19 protein-coding genes are annotated in these 17168 nt (G+C 52.5%); 11 read left to right on the plus strand and 8 right to left on the minus strand.

Annotated features, from left to right (window positions below; all coding sequences use genetic code 11):
* Positions 1–3: 3 nt before the first annotated feature.
* The 3 genes from H7846_RS11375 to H7846_RS11385 form a co-directional block, all read right to left on the minus strand.
* Positions 4–3600, minus strand: a complete 3597-nt coding sequence (locus H7846_RS11375) for a carboxypeptidase-like regulatory domain-containing protein (RefSeq protein ID WP_255460578.1) — start codon at positions 3598–3600, stop codon at positions 4–6.
* 293 nt (positions 3601–3893) lie between these two features.
* Positions 3894–4664, minus strand: coding sequence for a phenylalanine 4-monooxygenase (locus H7846_RS11380; RefSeq protein ID WP_186692208.1), 771 nt, complete (start codon positions 4662–4664; stop codon positions 3894–3896).
* A gap of 65 nt (positions 4665–4729) precedes the next feature.
* Entirely contained in the window at positions 4730–6049 is a 1320-nt protein-coding gene (locus tag H7846_RS11385; protein ID WP_255460579.1) for an MFS transporter, read from the minus strand.
* A gap of 188 nt (positions 6050–6237) precedes the next feature.
* Here H7846_RS11385 and H7846_RS11390 point away from each other — a divergent pair, with 188 nt between their 5' ends.
* Positions 6238–6816, plus strand: coding sequence for a YceI family protein (locus tag H7846_RS11390; protein ID WP_186692210.1), 579 nt, complete (start codon positions 6238–6240; stop codon positions 6814–6816).
* Positions 6817–6827: 11 nt separating this feature from the next.
* On the opposite strand, the gene H7846_RS11395 is transcribed toward H7846_RS11390, so the two are convergent.
* Complete coding sequence (locus H7846_RS11395; RefSeq protein ID WP_186692212.1) at positions 6828–7610, minus strand: response regulator transcription factor; 783 nt, start codon at positions 7608–7610, stop codon at positions 6828–6830.
* Positions 7611–7613: 3 nt separating this feature from the next.
* Positions 7614–7940 carry a PilZ domain-containing protein gene (locus H7846_RS11400; protein ID WP_186692214.1) on the minus strand — a complete coding sequence of 109 codons (327 nt, stop codon included), beginning with the start codon at positions 7938–7940 and terminating at the stop codon, positions 7614–7616.
* Positions 7941–8197: 257 nt separating this feature from the next.
* Here H7846_RS11400 and rpsP point away from each other — a divergent pair, with 257 nt between their 5' ends.
* From rpsP to rimM, 3 genes are all read left to right on the plus strand, one after another.
* Positions 8198–8446, plus strand: coding sequence for a 30S ribosomal protein S16 (rpsP, locus tag H7846_RS11405; RefSeq protein ID WP_186692216.1), 249 nt, complete (start codon positions 8198–8200; stop codon positions 8444–8446).
* Between the two features lie 264 nt (positions 8447–8710).
* A complete protein-coding gene (locus tag H7846_RS11410; protein ID WP_186692218.1) occupies positions 8711–9010 on the plus strand; it encodes a KH domain-containing protein in 300 nt (99 codons plus the stop codon).
* Between the two features lie 32 nt (positions 9011–9042).
* The gene (rimM, locus tag H7846_RS11415) at positions 9043–9648 is read left to right on the plus strand and encodes a ribosome maturation factor RimM (RefSeq protein ID WP_186692220.1); all 606 of its coding nucleotides are present in this window, start codon (positions 9043–9045) and stop codon (positions 9646–9648) included.
* On the opposite strand, the gene H7846_RS11420 is transcribed toward rimM, so the two are convergent.
* Positions 9645–10262, minus strand: a complete 618-nt coding sequence (locus tag H7846_RS11420; protein ID WP_186692222.1) for a hypothetical protein — start codon at positions 10260–10262, stop codon at positions 9645–9647. The genes rimM and H7846_RS11420 overlap by 4 nt on opposite strands.
* A gap of 365 nt (positions 10263–10627) precedes the next feature.
* On the opposite strand from H7846_RS11420, the gene trmD reads away from it, so the two are divergent.
* From trmD to H7846_RS11455, 7 genes are all read left to right on the plus strand, one after another.
* Complete coding sequence (trmD, locus tag H7846_RS11425) at positions 10628–11461, plus strand: tRNA (guanosine(37)-N1)-methyltransferase TrmD (protein ID WP_186692224.1); 834 nt, start codon at positions 10628–10630, stop codon at positions 11459–11461.
* 98 nt (positions 11462–11559) lie between these two features.
* Positions 11560–11919 (plus strand): 50S ribosomal protein L19, encoded by a 360-nt coding sequence (gene rplS, locus H7846_RS11430; protein WP_304487878.1) that lies wholly within the window; start codon positions 11560–11562, stop codon positions 11917–11919.
* Between the two features lie 88 nt (positions 11920–12007).
* Positions 12008–12775 (plus strand): ribonuclease HII, encoded by a 768-nt coding sequence (locus H7846_RS11435; protein WP_186692226.1) that lies wholly within the window; start codon positions 12008–12010, stop codon positions 12773–12775.
* Positions 12760–13506, plus strand: a complete 747-nt coding sequence (locus H7846_RS11440) for a PIG-L deacetylase family protein (protein ID WP_255460580.1) — start codon at positions 12760–12762, stop codon at positions 13504–13506. Before H7846_RS11435 ends, H7846_RS11440 begins: the two co-directional genes overlap by 16 nt.
* A 208-nt stretch (positions 13507–13714) precedes the next feature.
* Positions 13715–14311 (plus strand): pyridoxamine 5'-phosphate oxidase, encoded by a 597-nt coding sequence (pdxH, locus tag H7846_RS11445; protein ID WP_222597494.1) that lies wholly within the window; start codon positions 13715–13717, stop codon positions 14309–14311.
* A 45-nt stretch (positions 14312–14356) separates the two neighbouring features.
* Positions 14357–14908, plus strand: a complete 552-nt coding sequence (locus H7846_RS11450) for a dihydrofolate reductase family protein (RefSeq protein WP_186692228.1) — start codon at positions 14357–14359, stop codon at positions 14906–14908.
* Positions 14909–14986: 78 nt separating this feature from the next.
* Positions 14987–16192 carry a Gfo/Idh/MocA family protein gene (locus H7846_RS11455; RefSeq protein WP_186692229.1) on the plus strand — a complete coding sequence of 402 codons (1206 nt, stop codon included), beginning with the start codon at positions 14987–14989 and terminating at the stop codon, positions 16190–16192.
* 41 nt (positions 16193–16233) lie between these two features.
* Here H7846_RS11455 and H7846_RS11460 read toward each other — a convergent pair whose 3' ends face one another.
* Both H7846_RS11460 and H7846_RS11465 read right to left on the minus strand, forming a co-directional pair.
* Entirely contained in the window at positions 16234–16677 is a 444-nt protein-coding gene (locus H7846_RS11460) for a low affinity iron permease family protein (protein ID WP_255460991.1), read from the minus strand.
* Between the two features lie 78 nt (positions 16678–16755).
* Positions 16756–17136 carry an MmcQ/YjbR family DNA-binding protein gene (locus H7846_RS11465; protein ID WP_186692231.1) on the minus strand — a complete coding sequence of 127 codons (381 nt, stop codon included), beginning with the start codon at positions 17134–17136 and terminating at the stop codon, positions 16756–16758.
* Between the last annotated feature and the right edge of the window lie 32 nt (positions 17137–17168).

Here is a 17168-nt window from a genome sequence, read left to right on the forward strand (position 1 = left end):
CTCCTACCAGTAGATTTTTGCAGCGAACTGCAGCTGTCTTGCGTTGTCTCGCGTATTTGTGATCATCGCGAAGGTTGCGGGAGAGGTAAAGTTCAAACTTCCCGGAGCAGAGAAATTCGGCGTATTCGTAATGTTGAAAGCCTCAGCACGAAGCTCCAGGTGGGTTTGGTCGACAAGGTTAATCCTGCGAAAGAGCGAAAGATCCAGCTTTCGATAGGCTGGCCCTGATACCTGGGTGGGCGACCCGCCTAGTGCAGCAAGTCCAGTCGCTGTCGATGCAGGATTGGCGAAGGCAGCTGCGTTCAGAAAATGTGCTACCCGGTTTGAATTTGTATAGGGATTCTGTCCTGGAACTTTGAGCGCGTTGCATCCCAGCCCAGCAGCCGTGGTCACGCTGCATCCGAGCGTAAATGGCTGTCCATCTTGCACGGTTGCAATCCACTGCAGTGACCACCCTCCAGCAATTGCCGATGCAGGTCCCTGGGTTAGAAAGCGCTGATTATGCCCTAGAGGAAGCTCGTAAGTGCCACTCGCATGAAAGATATTCCGAACGTCCGTATCGCAGCGGGCATAATCCAGACCAATTCCGGCCCCCGGTACGTAAGGAGCACGATAACTGCCAATCGTGTTATCGAGCTGATCGCGAGCAGTGCCAAGGCACTTCGACCAGGTGTAGTTCGCATCGATCGTCAGATCATGGCCCCAACGACGCGTTATATCGACTTGCAGTCCGTTGTAACTTGTCGAGGCTGAGGGGAGAAGGAATGCTCCCCCGCGTGCAAAGTCTGGGAAAAAGCTATTGGTCTGGGCATTCGCGGTCGCCGGGAGAATGGCGTTAAGCGTGTTCGTATTGATGGGGCTCTGAAGGTGCCGCGAAACCGAGCCAGCATAGGCGACCTTTGCGATGGTTGTGGCTGTGACCTGATACTGCACCTGGAGATTGTAGGCCTGGCTATATGCGCTCTGCCAATCATATTGGCGGCCAAGCAGGTTGATGTTTGTCAGGTTCGCATTCGCTGCGCTTAACGGAATATTCGTAAGTCCGTTGGAGAGCGTGCCAATGGAATTATCCAGCGCTAGTGGTGTTATTGAATTTGCTGCCGAATAGCTCGTCGCGATGTTGAAGGGAAAATTCGCCGGAGGACTGGCGCTGAGGCCATAGTTCTCATAGCCGCCATAAAACAGTCCGTATCCGGCGTGAATGACTGTTCGAGTATTCGCTTGATAAGCGAGACCAAACCGGGGGGCAAAGTTTGTTCTTTGCGCATGCCCTAATTTGTCGTTGCGGGTTGTTTCAAAAGCGATATTGTCTTTTGCCAGGAGCGCAATAAATGCCTGCGGCACATTCGCGGCCTGTGATTCTGGAACAATAAACCTCGCTCCTATCCTCGGATTACTTAGAGGGCCAGGGATAAAGTTGGCCTGACGTCCATCGCGCTCCGTTGGAACCCCGTAGTACTCCCAACGAAGTCCCAGGTTGAGGCTAAGCTTGGAAGTGGCACGCCAATCATCCTGCAAGTACGCTCCCACGTACCAGCGGTGAAGGTTGCTGATCGGCGGGAAGCTGGATGCACTGACGCTATTGGCTCCTCCTACGTTGTTAATTCCACCAGACACCGTAGCTGCGGTTGGATTGAGTAGAAACTGAGCACGATCCGTGGATCCGTCCGTCTGGTTGACCATGGACGTATAGATTCCGCTAAAACCAAATGAACCACGAGATGCTGAAGGGGTTGAGGTCGGATAAGAGATGTCCTGATAGAGAACGCCGGTACGAAGGACATGCCGATTGCGGGAGATCGTAACATTATCCGAAAACTGATTAATGATGCTGGCCTTATTACTGGGCAACGACCCGGATTGCCCGAGATTGGCCAGGTTTCCAAACGACAGCGTTGGTAGACCACCATTCCCTGCAAACTGCGGAATTCCCCCAATCCCATATTGCTCGGGGATCCCAAGTTGATTTGCGAAGAGCTGGCGACGAACATCAGCGACACGACTGTAGCCAAACCGAGCCTCATTCGCCAGATTTGGAGTGAAGATATGCGTTTCGCTAACAGCTACGTTTTGGGCTTGCGTTGATCCATTGCCAGGGCGGCTGGACTGCCCATCCGCAATGCCCAGAAATGGGCCTGGGTTGAGCTGATCTGTGTTGAGATAGCTGTAACGCGCAAACGCAGAATCTCGCTCGCTGAAATGTTGATCGATACGAAGATCAAAGCCGTCGCTGTTATTGGTTATGTTTGGGAAAGAGCTGTAATTGTTCGTGATCCCCGCACCTGTCGGCGAAGGATAGAGATTCAACAGTGCAATCGCCGAAGGGCTAAGCCTAGTGGCCGGCAATTGGTTCAAAAGAGATTTTTGGGAATCGCTGGTGAAGCTTCTCTGGTTGACGAGCGATCCCTGATAAAACGGATCACGCACATAACCCGTTGAGGCTGCAATCAAGTTTGTCGTCGGATCAAGCGCGCCCGCTGCGACTGCACGCGTAGTTGCAGGATCAAAGATCGTTCCCACTGGAAGAACCCTACCCAGAGCATCTGTCCGCGTTCCACTCTGAAGTGCGATCAGATCCGAGAAATTGGTGTATCCAGATGACCTTTGTGCAGCGGTTGGAACCGTGACCACCTTACTGCTGCCCTGTGCGATGCGCGTCCCCTGATAGTCAAAGAAGAAGAAGGTTTTGCCGCGGCCGCTATAAACCTTAGGGATAACAACCGGACCATTTACAGCAAAGCCAAACTGATTCTGCCGGTAAGCCGGTTTTTTAGGCACAGTCGCGAAATAGTTGCGTGCGTCCAACACTCCATTTCTAACAAATTCCCACGCGGCTCCATGGAAGTTATCTCCTCCAGATTTTGTCGATACGTTCAGAACAGCCCCTGCAGAATGACCAAACTCTGCCGAATAATTATTCGTCTGCACGGTAAATTCCTGCAGCGCATCCGGTGGAGGCATGATGACATATTGAGTCTGGTTCACGTAGTCGGCAATCGCTGCATTGTTGTCAATTCCATCCAGCAGATAATCATTCTGTCCACGGCGAGCACCATTTGCGCTGAAGGAACCACTCGCCGAAAGTCCACGAGAGTCCGCCTGCGCAAAAGTTACGCCCGGTGCAGTTTGCGCCAGAAATGTCACATTACGGCCATTCAACGGAAGATCCGTAATACTGCGCCCATTCACCAACTGCTGCAGGGATGATGTCTGTGTCTCCAGCAGGGGTGTTCCTGCAGCCACTTCAATGGTCTGACTCACGGAACCGATGCGAAGCACCGCATCCACCTGTGCCGTGGTTTGCGCATTGATAGAGATTCCTGTGCGCACATAGCGATCGAAGCCTTCGTGCTCAACGATTACAGAATAGGAACCGATTCGAACCGGAGAGAAGCTGAAATTTCCATCATGATCTGACGTAGCTGCGCGCTCCGCCCCGGTGGATTCATTCTTCAGACGAATGATTGCATCCGCAACTCGTTGTTGTTGTGAATCCGTAACGGCACCTACGATGGCTCCTGTATCGACCTGGGCAAAAGCAGAGGACACAATGCCAGCAAATGCCAGCGAGAAAAATAGGGAAAACTTTCGAAAGAACACAGTATCTCCAACGCGATGGAAACAGCAGTCCATTATGCGCAAACAGACACATAACGACACGACCGCAGGTTCAGCCAATACTTTGAAATTTAGAAGGAGAAGGGAGAGGAATCAGCGACAACACGAACAGCCAGCGCTGGGAGCGCATGACGAAGAGCAGAACGAAACTGCTTCATAGTTGTGATCGCTATGATTCATCTCGGATGTGTTGATCGTAGGGGCAAGTGAGATTGTTGTCAAATACTGAGCGGTATTTCATCCATGGGTGGCTGCCGGTATTTGGCACACAGAGTCTATTTCAAACGCACCTCTGCCTCTTTCGTTGCTTCATAAATTTGATCAAAGGATTCGACGGCATAGAGTACCGGTTGCATCGCACCTGTATCAAATTTCTGATTCATCACAGCATCAAGATCAAAGTCGCGCACCTCACATCCTCCAGCAAGCACACGCGTACATTCGCCATGTGAACTGATAAGTCCGCTGCCATACACCTTCAATTCGCTGCTCTGTCGAATTACGCCGAATTCCACCGTGAACCAGAAAACTCGCCCCATTCGTTCCAACGCAACCGGATCATTCATCAGACCTGCACAAACCTGCCCATAGTGCTGCAGAAAATCGCCAAATACGGGATGAGCGTGCATCGGCACATGGCCAAAGACATCGTGAAAGATGTCTGGCTCCGGTGTGTACTCCAACGAATCCCTTCCTCGTAACCAGGTAGTCGTTGGAAACATTCTTGCGCTCAGCATCTCAAAGAATGCATCGGGAGGCAGGAACCCGCTGACCGGCGTCGATTGCCATCCTGTTCGAGGCTGGAGCCTTGAGCTGACAGCCTTCAGATCTGGCAATCGATCTTCACGCAAGCCGATCTGTTCAAAGCCTTCCAGATACTCTTTGCAGGCATGTTGGCGTAGTTGTGGCATTCTGCGACTGACCAGTTCAGCCCATATCGAATGCTGCTCGGACGTATAAGCAGCCCAATCCTGTTCGATCAGATATGGCGTAGCTACATGCAAACGTTTCACAGAAAGATTTACATCCGGTCCTGCAATTCCCATATCAGCCTCTTGCCTACCAAATGGCAGCAAAAGCATACATCCTGCAATAGGAAAATAGCACCTTTCTATATGGCCCTATGTCCGCCCTGCTCAAGCACCGGCTCTTCCGTCGTCGACCAATCTTCTCCTTTGGCTTCCCTTCCCAACCCGGTAACGATTGCGACAGCCAAAGCTCCAATCACAACGGTCCAGGACATCACTGCATTGAGAGGCCCACCTGAAAAATGCTGAGCCAGTTTTGCCTGAAACACTCCATTTCGAGAGGAACAGAGATTTCCCAGTTGATAAGCAAATCCGGGGAAAACGGCACGCACTGGCGACGGTGCCAGCTCATTAAGATGTGCGGGAATGACTCCGAACGCGCCCTGAACAGCAAACTGCATCAGGAAGCCTCCCAATGCCAGCGCTGGCACTGTATGGGACCATGCCCATAATGGAATCATTGGAATGGCTGCAAGCGCCGCAATGATGATCATCCGCTTTCGGCCCAAACGTTCCGAAAGTGCTCCGCAAAGGATGCCTCCCAACATTGCTCCGATATTGCTGATCACAACAATCAAGCCCACCTTGCCTGGATCGAGTCCATGATCTTTCTCCAGCAGGGTGGGGTAAAGATCCTGCGTGCCATGACTGAATGAATTGAATGCCGTCATCAACAGAACGAGAAAAAGGAATGTTGGAAGATAGGCACGAAAATGCTGGAAGTTGATCTTCTGTCTTTTATGTCCTTCCAAACGCCTTCTCTCTTCGGCGGCAATCCAAATTGGGGATTCCTCCACCTTGAACTGCATATAGAACGCCAACAAGGCTGGAAGCGCACCAATCATAAACATTACACGCCATCCGGTCAGCATCCCTGTTCCATGGAGATGCGGAAAGAGAACCCCGTAAAGAGCAGCCGCGAGCAGATTCCCCACCACATAGCCTTCCTGCAAAATGCCCGAAAAAAAACCTCTCCTCCGCGCAGGCATCGACTCCAAGGCGAGGGCAGCACCTACTCCCCACTCCCCTCCCATGGCGATGCCAAACAGAGCACGGCAGATAAGAAAGCTCTTTAATGAAGGAGCAAACGCCGATGCCAATTCAAAGATCGAGAAGCAGATGATGTTAGCGATGAGAGTCGGGCGTCGCCCGTATCGCTCAGCCAGCACACCGAAGATCAGCGCTCCGACTGGTCGCATCACCAGCGTCCAGAAGATCGCCTCTGCAATCTGCGGAATCCCGACATGGAAATCTGCGGCGATCGCCCTAAGGCACACGGTCAGAAGAAAAAAATCGAACGCATCGAGCGTCCAGCCAAGAAAGCAAGCGGCAAAGGTGCTACGTTGTGCCGAAGTTAGCGCCCTGAACTCATCCCGAAAAGCCATATCGCGAGATGCTAGCATCTCGAAGCTTTTCATTGCTGTTTCATCTCAAGATTTATCAAAATCTCGTGTCCGCCAAGATTTTGGTAGCCTGCCGGTCTTCTCGCCCGTTACATTCAGTAGATCGAGGACAGCGATCAGACCGCCTGGCACCTCTCTCTGCCTGGCTTCTGGGTCCAGATACTTATCTACCGAAAGAGGACGTCTGCATGCGCAATCGTTTTGTGATGGCCCTAGCCGTTGCTATCGCGACCAGCTTCACCGGTCATGCCCAAACATCAAATTGGACCATCGATCCTATCCATTCCAGTATCAACTTTGAAGTTCGCCATATGGGCGTATCGAATGTTCATGGCTCCATCATGGGCGTCAAAGGAACGATCCTTTACGATGAGAAGGACATCACCCACTCCTCGGTACAGGCAACTGCCGATACCACCACAGTCAACACCAATGTCGAAAAGCGTGACGCGGACTTGAAGTCCCCCAACTATTTCGATGTTGCGAAGTATCCACAGATTACTTTTAAGTCCACTTCCCTTTCCAAAGTGGATGGGAAGCTGACCCTGACAGGCGAGCTGACCCTTGCGGGAACGACCAAGACGGTCACACTTGATGTGGACGGCCCTGCTCCTCCGCAGACGGGCAAAGATGGGAAGACCCGCAGCGGTTTTTCGGCGTCAGGCAGATTGAAGCGCAGCGACTTCAACTTCGCCCCTAAGACTCCTACCGTTGTCATTGGCGACGATATAAAGTTTTCAATCGATGTAGAGATCGATAAACAGTAGCTCGATCCGATTTACATCTTGGCGCGTAATGGCTGCATTGGCTCAGGCTGGTGCAGCATTACGCCCTCGAGCTCCTGGGTATATTGCTTCAATAGTTCATGATGCAGGCAGTAGAGAGCGAGTTCCAGCCGGTCTGAGACGCCTAACTTGTCATAGACCTTCCGCAGGTAATTTTTGATTACCTGCTCAGTCGTGCCGATCTGGTAAGCGATCTCTTTATTTCGCATTCCACGCGTAATGCAGCTAATGATTGCAAGCTCCTTTTTGGAAAGCTTGGGCTGCACTTTTGGATCTGTCAGCGTCTTCGCCTGGGAGCGATAAGCCTCAATCACCCAGCTGATCGAACGATTGTCGATCCAAGTTTCCCCCTCCGCGATCTTGCGCACACACTTAACAAGCAGATCCGGTGAGATGGATCGAGGCACTACGCCACGCACGCCGCGCCGATAAAGCTCTACCGTATTGGATTCGTCAGTCTCGGAGACCTGGACAATCAACTTTACATTGGGTGCGCGACGCATGATTTCAGGAATCGCATCCACTGTTCCAGCTATTAGCTGTCCTTCCAGCAGAACCACATCCGTGGGGTAGCGCTGTAACGTGGTATAGAGGTTGCTCAAGCTCTCAACTTGGGCAATGACCCGGATATCGTCTTCGAGCGCGAAGACCTTTCGGATTCCCACACGATAGATGGCCTGCGAATCCGCAAGAACAACGCGAATTCCTCCAAACGCTCCAATGTCCTCTGGAGTCTCATCGATGTCCTGAGAAGGATCAAAATGAACCACTGTCATAACTCAAGCCTTTAGAAAATATTCATCGATTACAGCTGCCGTCTTCTTCTGTCCATCCTGCATGCAATTTCGAACCACTCGGCCGACACAATGAATCGTCACATCTTTGGACGCCCCCATCACAGCCGCAGGCATCGCAATCGTAAACTCAATTCTGCTGCTAACCTCAAGCGTCTCGTCGCATACGAAAAGCAGGCCGTTGGCTGAGATATTTTCCGTAACGGCATGCAATTCCCCTTCGGATGTCTGAATTCGCAAGGGGAGTCTCATGGGAAACCGTACAGCAGCGCGAACAGCATGCTCTTCTTTCACCTTGGTCCAGGAGCCCATGAATCCTCCCTTCTTTGAAAACTGATGTAACAAATTAGATACCCGATACACAAAAGTCTACAGCACAAAGTAACCTACGCAGATTTTTTTCACGCTCATCTTCCTGCCTGATTCGTTCGGACCAAAGCCTTTGGATTGCGAAAATCCTGGAATTCCGTCATACTTAGTTGTTGGGTTCTGTTGTTCTTCCTTACAGATGGGAGGCTCCGTCCTTCTGTGCACCCAAATAAACTGATTGAGAGGCTTTTCTTGTGTTAATGATCCGTCTGGCGCGCGTAGGAGCGCGGAAGCAGCCCCAATACCGCATCGTTGTGATTGAAAAAGACCGCGCCCGGAATGGTCGCTCGCTGGAAGTGGTTGGAACTTACAATCCCCGTACCAATCCAGCCAGCGTTGCGCTCAAGCGCGATCGCATTGATTACTGGACCAGCAAGGGCGCTCAGCTTTCCGATCGCGTTCAGAAGCTTGTGTCCAATGCGCCTACCGCATCCGTCTCGGCAGCCTAGTTACCCGGCAAATCTTTCGTAACCATTCATCTGGTACCCAAAGATTTGCTGATGCCGAAGGTTCCCCGCGTCTCAACCAGCGAACTCCTAACGTAGACTTCAGATATTGGAATCGATACCCTGGGATACCCAAAATCTATTTAGGTATCCCGGGGCCTATCGTCTAATCGTGGCTACGCTCGTGAAGCACATTCCTGAGATCTCGCAATCGACGAGGCAGAACGGTAGAGCAACAGCCCGCATTGTGACCCCAGGAGGTGTGTGATGACCCAGTCCACTCAAAGGACAGGTGAAGCAAATAGCGCGAATGCGAACATCGTTGGCCTTGTTATAGAGATTGCCCGTGCCCTGGTTGATTCTCCCGAGGCTGTATCTATAGAAACCGTTGAAGAAGAGGATGCTACCGTCATCCGTTTGCGGGTCGCTCCCGGAGATATCGGGAAGATCATAGGAAAACAAGGGCGAACGGCCCGCTCTTTGCGCACCATTCTGACCGCCGCCAGTATGAAGGTGAAACATCGCTTTGCTCTCGATATCATTGAAGACAGCGCACCTCAGGTCTGATCGCCTCTTCGCGTCGCGGGTTCAGAAATTCTATGACTGACGACCTCTCCGTTTCATCCTCTCCAACCTCTTGGATCGTCTTAGCTCATCTTCTTCGTCCTCAAGGGCGTAAGGGAGAAGTACTGGCTGATCTCGAAACAGACTTTCCTGACCGCCTTGTGGGAAGGAAAGACCTCTTCCTTGCCTCTCCGGGATTCACAGGAGATCGATCGGAAGCGAAACCCGTCGAGGTGATCGCTTCGTGGCTTCCTGTCGGCAAGAACAAGGGCCGGGTCGTACTTCACTTGGCTGGGATCGACAGCATCTCTTCAGCGGAAGTTCTCTCGGGTCTTGATCTCATCGTTTCCGAAGATCAACGGACCCCGCTCGATCAGGAGTCGGTATATATCAGCGACTTGATTGGATGTGCGCTTTATGACGAGGACACCCGTATCGGGGATATTACCGATGTCCAATTTTCGACTGCAGCGGATGGAACGCTGTTGCCCGATGCCCCAGCGCTTCTCATTGTGCGATCGGCGGATGATCCAGCAGAGATCCTCATCCCCTTTGTAAAAGCCTTCGTCAAGGACTTTAATCCAGAAAGAAGACGACTGACCATGAGCCTGCCCCTAGGACTCGTGGATGTTAACCGTTAGAAGCGATAGCCAAATCCAATCGAAACGACGGGATAGACCGGGATATTGGACAGAGTATCGTTGATATTTCTGATCTCGTCCTTCAGGCTTTGCTGGGCCTCGGCGTTCTGAGCAAAGTTGAAGCAGCCATCCTGCTGGCAGGCTGTGCCGACAAGCGTTACATCGATCTTGGGTGCCCCTGTATAGGCCACTCCAAATTCAACCGGAACCGAAATATGCCGATGGTTTCCCGGAAGAATATTGCGAAAACCGACCGTCAACATGGGCGATACGTTTCGCGGGAAGATCAAGTGCGCATCGCCGTGAACCGGGTCGCTGGTGCTGTTAGTAAAACTCTCATCTCCCAGTTCAAAGTGCGCTCCCGGAGGGACGTGAGAGAGGGCGGTCATCTTGTTGTAGGAAAAAAGAATGCCGAGACTGATATAAAAGTTTCTGTGCCTCGGGAACCAATCGAGCCGCAGATTGCCGGATTGCAAGCGAATGTCCGAGTCATAGTGCAGACCGTCCACGTCAAATTCATATCCGAGTGCCAGAAAGTTTCCGCCTCCACGAAGATCGAATCTTCGACTAATAGGGGTCGAGACATCAAAACCTGCTCCCAAACTATTCGCCATAAAGTCAACGCGCCAGCTCGAAAACGGCCCTACTTCCCTTGTCGGGGCTGCTCCCTCAGTACTGGAGTTCTTTTCAAACGAAGCATCTTTTGTATCTTTATCGGTCGCAAAGCCTAAACCTACATCGACGGAATTACTTTCGACAGGTTGTTTGAGCAGCTCATTTCGAACTGGAATCTTCTGAGCAGACGCACCGATTGCAAGATACGGTAAAAATAAGAACAAAGAGATGCCGAGAAGCCTCGCCTTGAGAACAAGGCTTATTTCGCCAAGCAGTCTCCCAACAAATCTGCCCTCTATTGCATTTTGAACCGAAGCATGAATCACTTGTACAAGGTTTTCAGGTACGAACCACTTCATTTCCAATGCGTTTTGACCTCATTACAATCTTTCCGGATTTTTTTTCGAGCATCTTGCAGTACGGGATCCTGAACCGGGCCCACAGCAAGGGGCTGGTCGATATCGCTACGCATGATTTGCGATCGTTCACCCATGACCGGCATCGCACAGTCGACGACAGGCCCTTCGGGGGTGGAGAGGGTATGGTCCTCAAGCTGGAACCAATCTACGATGCGGTTTCCTCGTTGAACATCACACCAAAGCGTCAACGCGATCCCCAGAAAGAGACCGTCATTCTGCTCTCAGCACAGGGACATCCTTTTACCCAGGCCGTCGCACAGAAACTTGCTACCGTCGAACGGGTCGTACTGATCTGCGGACGATACGAGGGCGTGGATGAACGCGTTAATGCACTCCTCTGCGACCAAGAGCTCTCCATTGGAGACTACGTGCTCTCCGGAGGAGAGCTAGGGGCAGCAGTCATCATCGATGCCGTCGTCCGCCTGCTTCCTGGTGCACTTGGACATCCGGATTCTTCGCGCTTTGAGAGTTTCGGAGCACATGACTCCGATGTGCCGCTTTCGAGCGAAGGGCCTCCACGAACGACCCACGGAGCGGGAGGAATTCTGGACTATCCGCACTACACTCGCCCAGCCGAGTTTCAGGGTTTGAGTGTCCCCGAGGTTTTGCAGGGAGGAAACCATGATGCGATCCGCCTATGGCGCCGTAAAATGGCTTTACGGAAAACATTAGAAAACCGCCCTGATCTATTGGAAAAGACTAGCCTTACTGATCAAGATCTTCGTTTATTGGAAAAGCTCGAGTTTGAACGGAACTCCAATCCGGACGATCAGGAATGAATCAACTCCGGTTCCCCTGCCGGGAATGATGGTTTTGTCCCCATAATTGATTGAAATCATGTACACTAAGGACTCGAGTTCAAATCAGGAAACCCGTTATGTCAATTCATCCCGTTATGCAGAAACTGGCCGCGAAGCTTGAGCGGACTGACCTTCCCGATTTCGCTCCCGGAGACACCGTCCGCGTTCAGGTCAAGATCCGCGAGGGTGAAAAGGAGCGTCTTCAGGCCTTTGAAGGAATGGTCATTGCCTGCCGCAAGGGGCCACAGGGGACCTTCACAGTTCGCAAGATGAGCTTCGGTCAAGGCGTCGAGCGCATCTTCCCCTATAACTCCAAGGTTGTCGATAAGGTTGAAAAGGTTCGTTCGTACGAAGTTCGCCGTTCGAAGCTCTTCTATCTCCGTGGGCTTCGCGGTAAGGCCGCGCGTCTGCGCGAGGTCGAGCGCGCCGCCAGCTAAATCTCCCCCCTTCTTTTCCACAGAAACCACGGCGAAATCTGCCGTGGTTTTCCTTTGTACCTTAGGTTGTAAACTTTGCCATAAGGGCATGGCTTCTTCGACTCCTTTACGCATCAAGCGCACGGTTACAGCTGCAACAGCCAAACAACAGATGCTTCGGCAGCTTGTGTGCAGTGACGCTCCAGAACAGGCCCTTCGCTATCGCGGCTTCCACACCATTGCAGGAGTGGATGAAGTTGGCCGAGGCGCCTTGTTTGGCCCCGTCGTCGCGGCGGCAGTCATTCTTCCTGAGAAGATGCGCGGACTTGCCTCCTCCGGGCTGAAAGACTCGAAGCAACTTCTGCTTAAAGACCGCGAACGACTGGATCGCAGGATTCGCAAGGTTGCGCTCGCAGTGAGTATTGCCGAGATCGACGCCGAGACGATCGATCGTGTGAACATTTATCAGGCGACGCGTATGGCGATGCTGGCTGCGGTTCAAGGTCTCTCGATCCTTCCTGACCACCTGCTGATCGATGCGATGCGGATCGATCATCCCTGCGCTCAGACCAGGTTGATCTACGGCGATTCGTTGAGTCTTTCGATTGCGGCAGCTTCAGTAATCGCGAAGGTCTATCGCGATGCACGAATGAGAGAGCTTGACGAGGTTCATCCAGGATATGGACTCGCCTCTCATAAGGGCTATGGAACGCCTGCGCACCGAAAGGCTCTTGTGGAGCTTGGGCCATCGGCGCTGCATCGGCGAACGTTCGCTCCGGTCAAAGCGGTCGATCCGAACGCAGCAATTGAGGATCTGGTTTCAGGAGACCTGTTCGATCTCGATTTCAACGAGGAGGCGAATTGGGTCAGCGATTAATGTGTGTGGTCGCCCATCCGGATGATGAGTGCTTTGCATTTGGCGGAGCTCTGGCGTTAGCTGCAGACCGCGGCATTGAGACGTATGTGATCTGCATGACCGATGGCCAGGCAGGAACCCATCGCGGTTCTGCAGCCTCTGCAGAGGAGCTGGGCAGAACTCGTCGTGAAGAATTTGCCGCGTCGTGCAAGGTGCTCGGCGTGAGCCGGCACGAGTCCCTGGAATATCATGATGCGCAGCTGATCACAGTTCCCTTTTCTGAGGCAGCGGAGCAACTGGTACGACGGATGCGTCAGTTTCGTCCGGATGTGGTGATCACCTTTGGTGGCGATGGCGGAATGAATACGCATACTGACCATATGATGGTTTCGTTCTGGACAACGGCGGCATTCCATTGGTCAGGGCAGGCGAAGCGCTTTCCTGAGAGCGGTGCGGTCTACCAACCTGGACGACTGTTCCACGTGACCACAAATACCTTTTTGCCAGAGCGGCATCCTCCGCTGCCGATTCCCTGGACGACGGTTCTGGATATCGAATCTGTACGGGAACGAAAGAACGAAGCATTTCGTCAGCATCGCTCACAGGGGCCACTCATGGAGCAGACAAGGGAATTCTTTGCCCAGTACGGCGGACAGGAGTTCTATACGCTGGTGGCTTCTTCAGAAGCAATCCCTGCCCGGCAGACGAGCAGCTTATTCCAGGACTTACCCACCCCACCAAAAACAAGGTAAAGTATTCATAAGAAGAATCTTAAGTCTGGACCAGCAAGATCGAATTCTTTATAAAGAAGCGCGATCACAAACTCCACGGCTTTCGTGCTTTGCCTATGTCTCTATTGTAGTGAAATGGAAACCCCTAATCTGCACTTCATATATGCTTTCGTTTGTGTAATTTAGCTCAAATTGCAGCTTGACAAATCTGAAGGCGTACACTGCGGGAATGGATCCATTCATGGTGGGCGACGGAACCGATCCGATTGCCACTTTTGAACACTGGTTTTTAGAAGCCACCAAAACCGAACCAAATGACCCGAACGCAGCGGCGCTGGCGACCGCTACGACGGATGGCCTGCCAAGCGTCCGAATGGTGCTGGTAAAGAAGGTCGATGAGCGGGGCTTCTGTTTCTACACCAATGCAAACAGCCGTAAAGGACAGGAACTGGCAGCCAATCCAAGAGCTGCACTGTGCTTTCACTGGAAGAGCCTGGGAAGACAGGTCAGGGTGGAAGGGCCAGTTGTGGAGCTTCCGGCAGCAGACGCAGATGATTACTTTCATAGCCGGGCGCGGGAGAGCCAGCTCGGATCGGCCGTATCACATCAGAGCCAGCCTCTGGTAAGCCGGGAGGAGCTGGAACGATTGGTCGCGGAGTTTGCCGATCTGCATCCAGGCGAGGTTCCCCGACCAGAATGGTGGAAGGGATATGCGATTCAACCGCAGCGAATCGAGCTATGGGTGAGCGGGCCGTCTCGGTTGCACGACCGGTTTGTGTTTCTGCGGGAAGCTAATGGATGGATGAAGAGAAGGCTGTTTCCGTGATCAGAAAATTTCCAATCGAACCTTGATCGGCGGTACGCTTGCGGAATGCGTCCCCTTCGGTATTCCATCAATGTCACACTAGACGGATGCTGCGATCATCGAGCCATGATTCCGGATGAAGACCTGCATCGTCACGCGGTTGAGAACCTCAACCAAGCCGATGCTCTCCTCTTTGGCCGAGTGACTTACGAAATGATGGAGGCAGCGTGGCGGCGGCAGCCATCTCAGTCGGCAGCGAGACCTGATTGGATGGAACCCTTCGCCCGGACAATCGATGCGGCAAAGAAGTATGTTGTATCGAGCACTCTGGACCGGGTCGATTGGAACGCAGAGCTTGTTCGCGGAGATTTGGAGAAGACCGTTCAGCAACTCAAGCGGGAGTCGGGTAAGGGACTGTTCGTAGGAGGCGTAAAGCTCCCGCAGGCGTTGGCGGAGCTGGGATTGATCGACGAGTACGAGTTTGTGGTGCATCCCAGGCTAGCCGGCCACGGGCCGACATTGTTCACGGGGTTATCGAAGCATGTCGACTTGAGGCTGGTGAGCCGGCTGGAGTTCGGCTCGGGGGCGGTAGCGATGCGGTATGAGCCGAAAAGATAGCAAGCCAACAAACCAGAAAAGGCCAGAGTTGATATAGTTCGGAGTGCAGCGAAATTGTGTTTGAAGAGGAGTCCGAAAATGGGATCGGAGATGTTTGGCCGTAGAGAGTTTTTGCGAGCAGTAGGTTCGGCGGGATTGATGGCAGGAATTCCGGCAATTGCAGAGGCGAGCGCGATCGATCCGGCCCGTGTAGTGCATGAGATTGCCGAGCCAACGCAGGAAGCTGACGCCAAGCCGAAGTACTCCATTAAATTCGCAGTGTGTGGGATGAGCCATGACCACATCTATGGGATGGTGGGCGCGATCCAGCGCGGCGGCGGCCAACTGGTAGCAGCTTATGGAGCCGAGCCCGACAAACTATCGAACTTCAAGAAGAGATTCCCCGATGTGAAGATCGTCTCGTCGGAAGAGGCAATTCTGAACGATCCCTCGATCCAGCTAGTGTTGAGCTCAACGATTCCCAACGAGAGAGCGCCGCTGGGGATTCGGGTGATGAAACGCGGCAAGGATTATCTGAGCGATAAGCCAGGTGCGACGACACTCGAACAGATCGACCAGATTCGCAAAACGATTGCAGAGACGAAGAGAATTTACGGGATTCTTTACAGCGAGCGCTTCGAGGTGAAGGCGGCGGTAAAAGCGGGCGACCTGATTAAGGCAGGAGCGATCGGAAGAGTCATTCAGACGATCAACATTGCTCCTCACCAGATCGTGCAGCATGGAGCAGACCCGTATGCGGGAGGCGCAGGAGGAAGACCGGAGTGGTTCTGGGACCCAGTCCGCTATGGCGGAATTTTGACGGACATTGGATCGCATCAAGTCGACCAGTTCCTGTTCTATACCGGGTGCACACAAGCAGAGGTGGTAGCCTCGCAGGTCGCAAATGTAAACCATCCGCAAAAGCCCAAGTTCCAGGATTTTGGCGACATGATGCTGCGCGGCGACAAGGGATTTGGCTATGTGCGACTGGATTGGTTTACTCCTGACGGTCTGGGAACGTGGGGAGACGGCCGGCTATTCATCCTGGGAACGGATGGATACATCGAGGTGCGGAAGTATATCGACGTGGCACGAAGCAAACAGGGCAACAATCTCTACATCGTAGACAAAAACCAGGCGAGGTATATTGACTGCAACAATGTAACGCTTCCCTTCGGGCCGCAGTTTGTCGCTGATATCGTGAACCGAACCCATATTGCCCAGGACCAGACGCAATGCCTGCTGGCAGCAGAGTTGGTCGTCAGAGCGCAACTGAAAGCGCAACATGTAACGTTGAAGAGTTAAGCAGGCTTAGTAAAGAATCCAAATGCGCTATAGCGATGCTGCTATAGCGCATTTTGCTTTTCGCGGGAATCCGCGCGCTCAGAGGCTTCTGCACGGATCGCTTCATAGCGGCGCGCAAGAATGTCGAGCTCAGCGTCGGAAAGATGTTCGATGTCAATCATCTGGTTTTTGGCCGACCCAATCGCCTGAATCAGTTCGTTGAGCTTTAGATTGATGGCGCGAGCGTCACGGTTCTGCGTGTTTTGGATCAGGAAGACCATAAGGAAGGTAACGATGGTCGTCCCTGTGTTGATGATGAGTTGCCATGTATCGGAGAAATGGTAGATTGGACCCGTAATCGCCCATATGACGATGATGGTCAGGGCTGCCGCGAAAGCCCACCGAAAGCCCATATACACGCTACAGCTATTTGCAAATTGACCGAATTGGTCTTTATGCGAAGTAGCTGACGGACGGTTCTTCTCGATAAAGTCCTGGCTGCTCACTTTATGAGAATGAGATGCAAGGATGAGACACAGTTTTGCCTGTTCCGAAAAATTCATTTCGGCTTGAGATGGATCGAGTCAACTAACAAGAGTCTGCTGAAGCTTAATAGGAGCAATAAGGCGCCACGCGGCAAAGATACGAGCGCTGAGCTCCTCATCACTTACTTCTCCGAGCTCGACGCCAATCCAGCCACGAACGCCAACATACGGGGGCTTGAAATACTTTTTAGGAGAGCTGCGGATCAATAACTGTTGTTCTCCAGGAACGGCCGGAATCCATACAGCAATGTGGCCGTCATTATGGTGGTTATTGGCGAACATCGTAAAAACTTTTTTAGCCGCAAAGAAGGTCGGTTCGCCATGAGAGAGTTTCTCTGTAGTGGCAGGTAGAAGAGAACAGATTCTACGAACACGGCGGAGTTGTTCGCCATCATCTGCTAAGTGCTGTTGAGGCGACATAAGGCATCCTCCCTCAATATGAGTGTAGATGC

The organism is Edaphobacter sp. 4G125, from assembly GCF_014274685.1.
In the GTDB taxonomy this organism is placed as follows: domain Bacteria; phylum Acidobacteriota; class Terriglobia; order Terriglobales; family Acidobacteriaceae; genus Edaphobacter.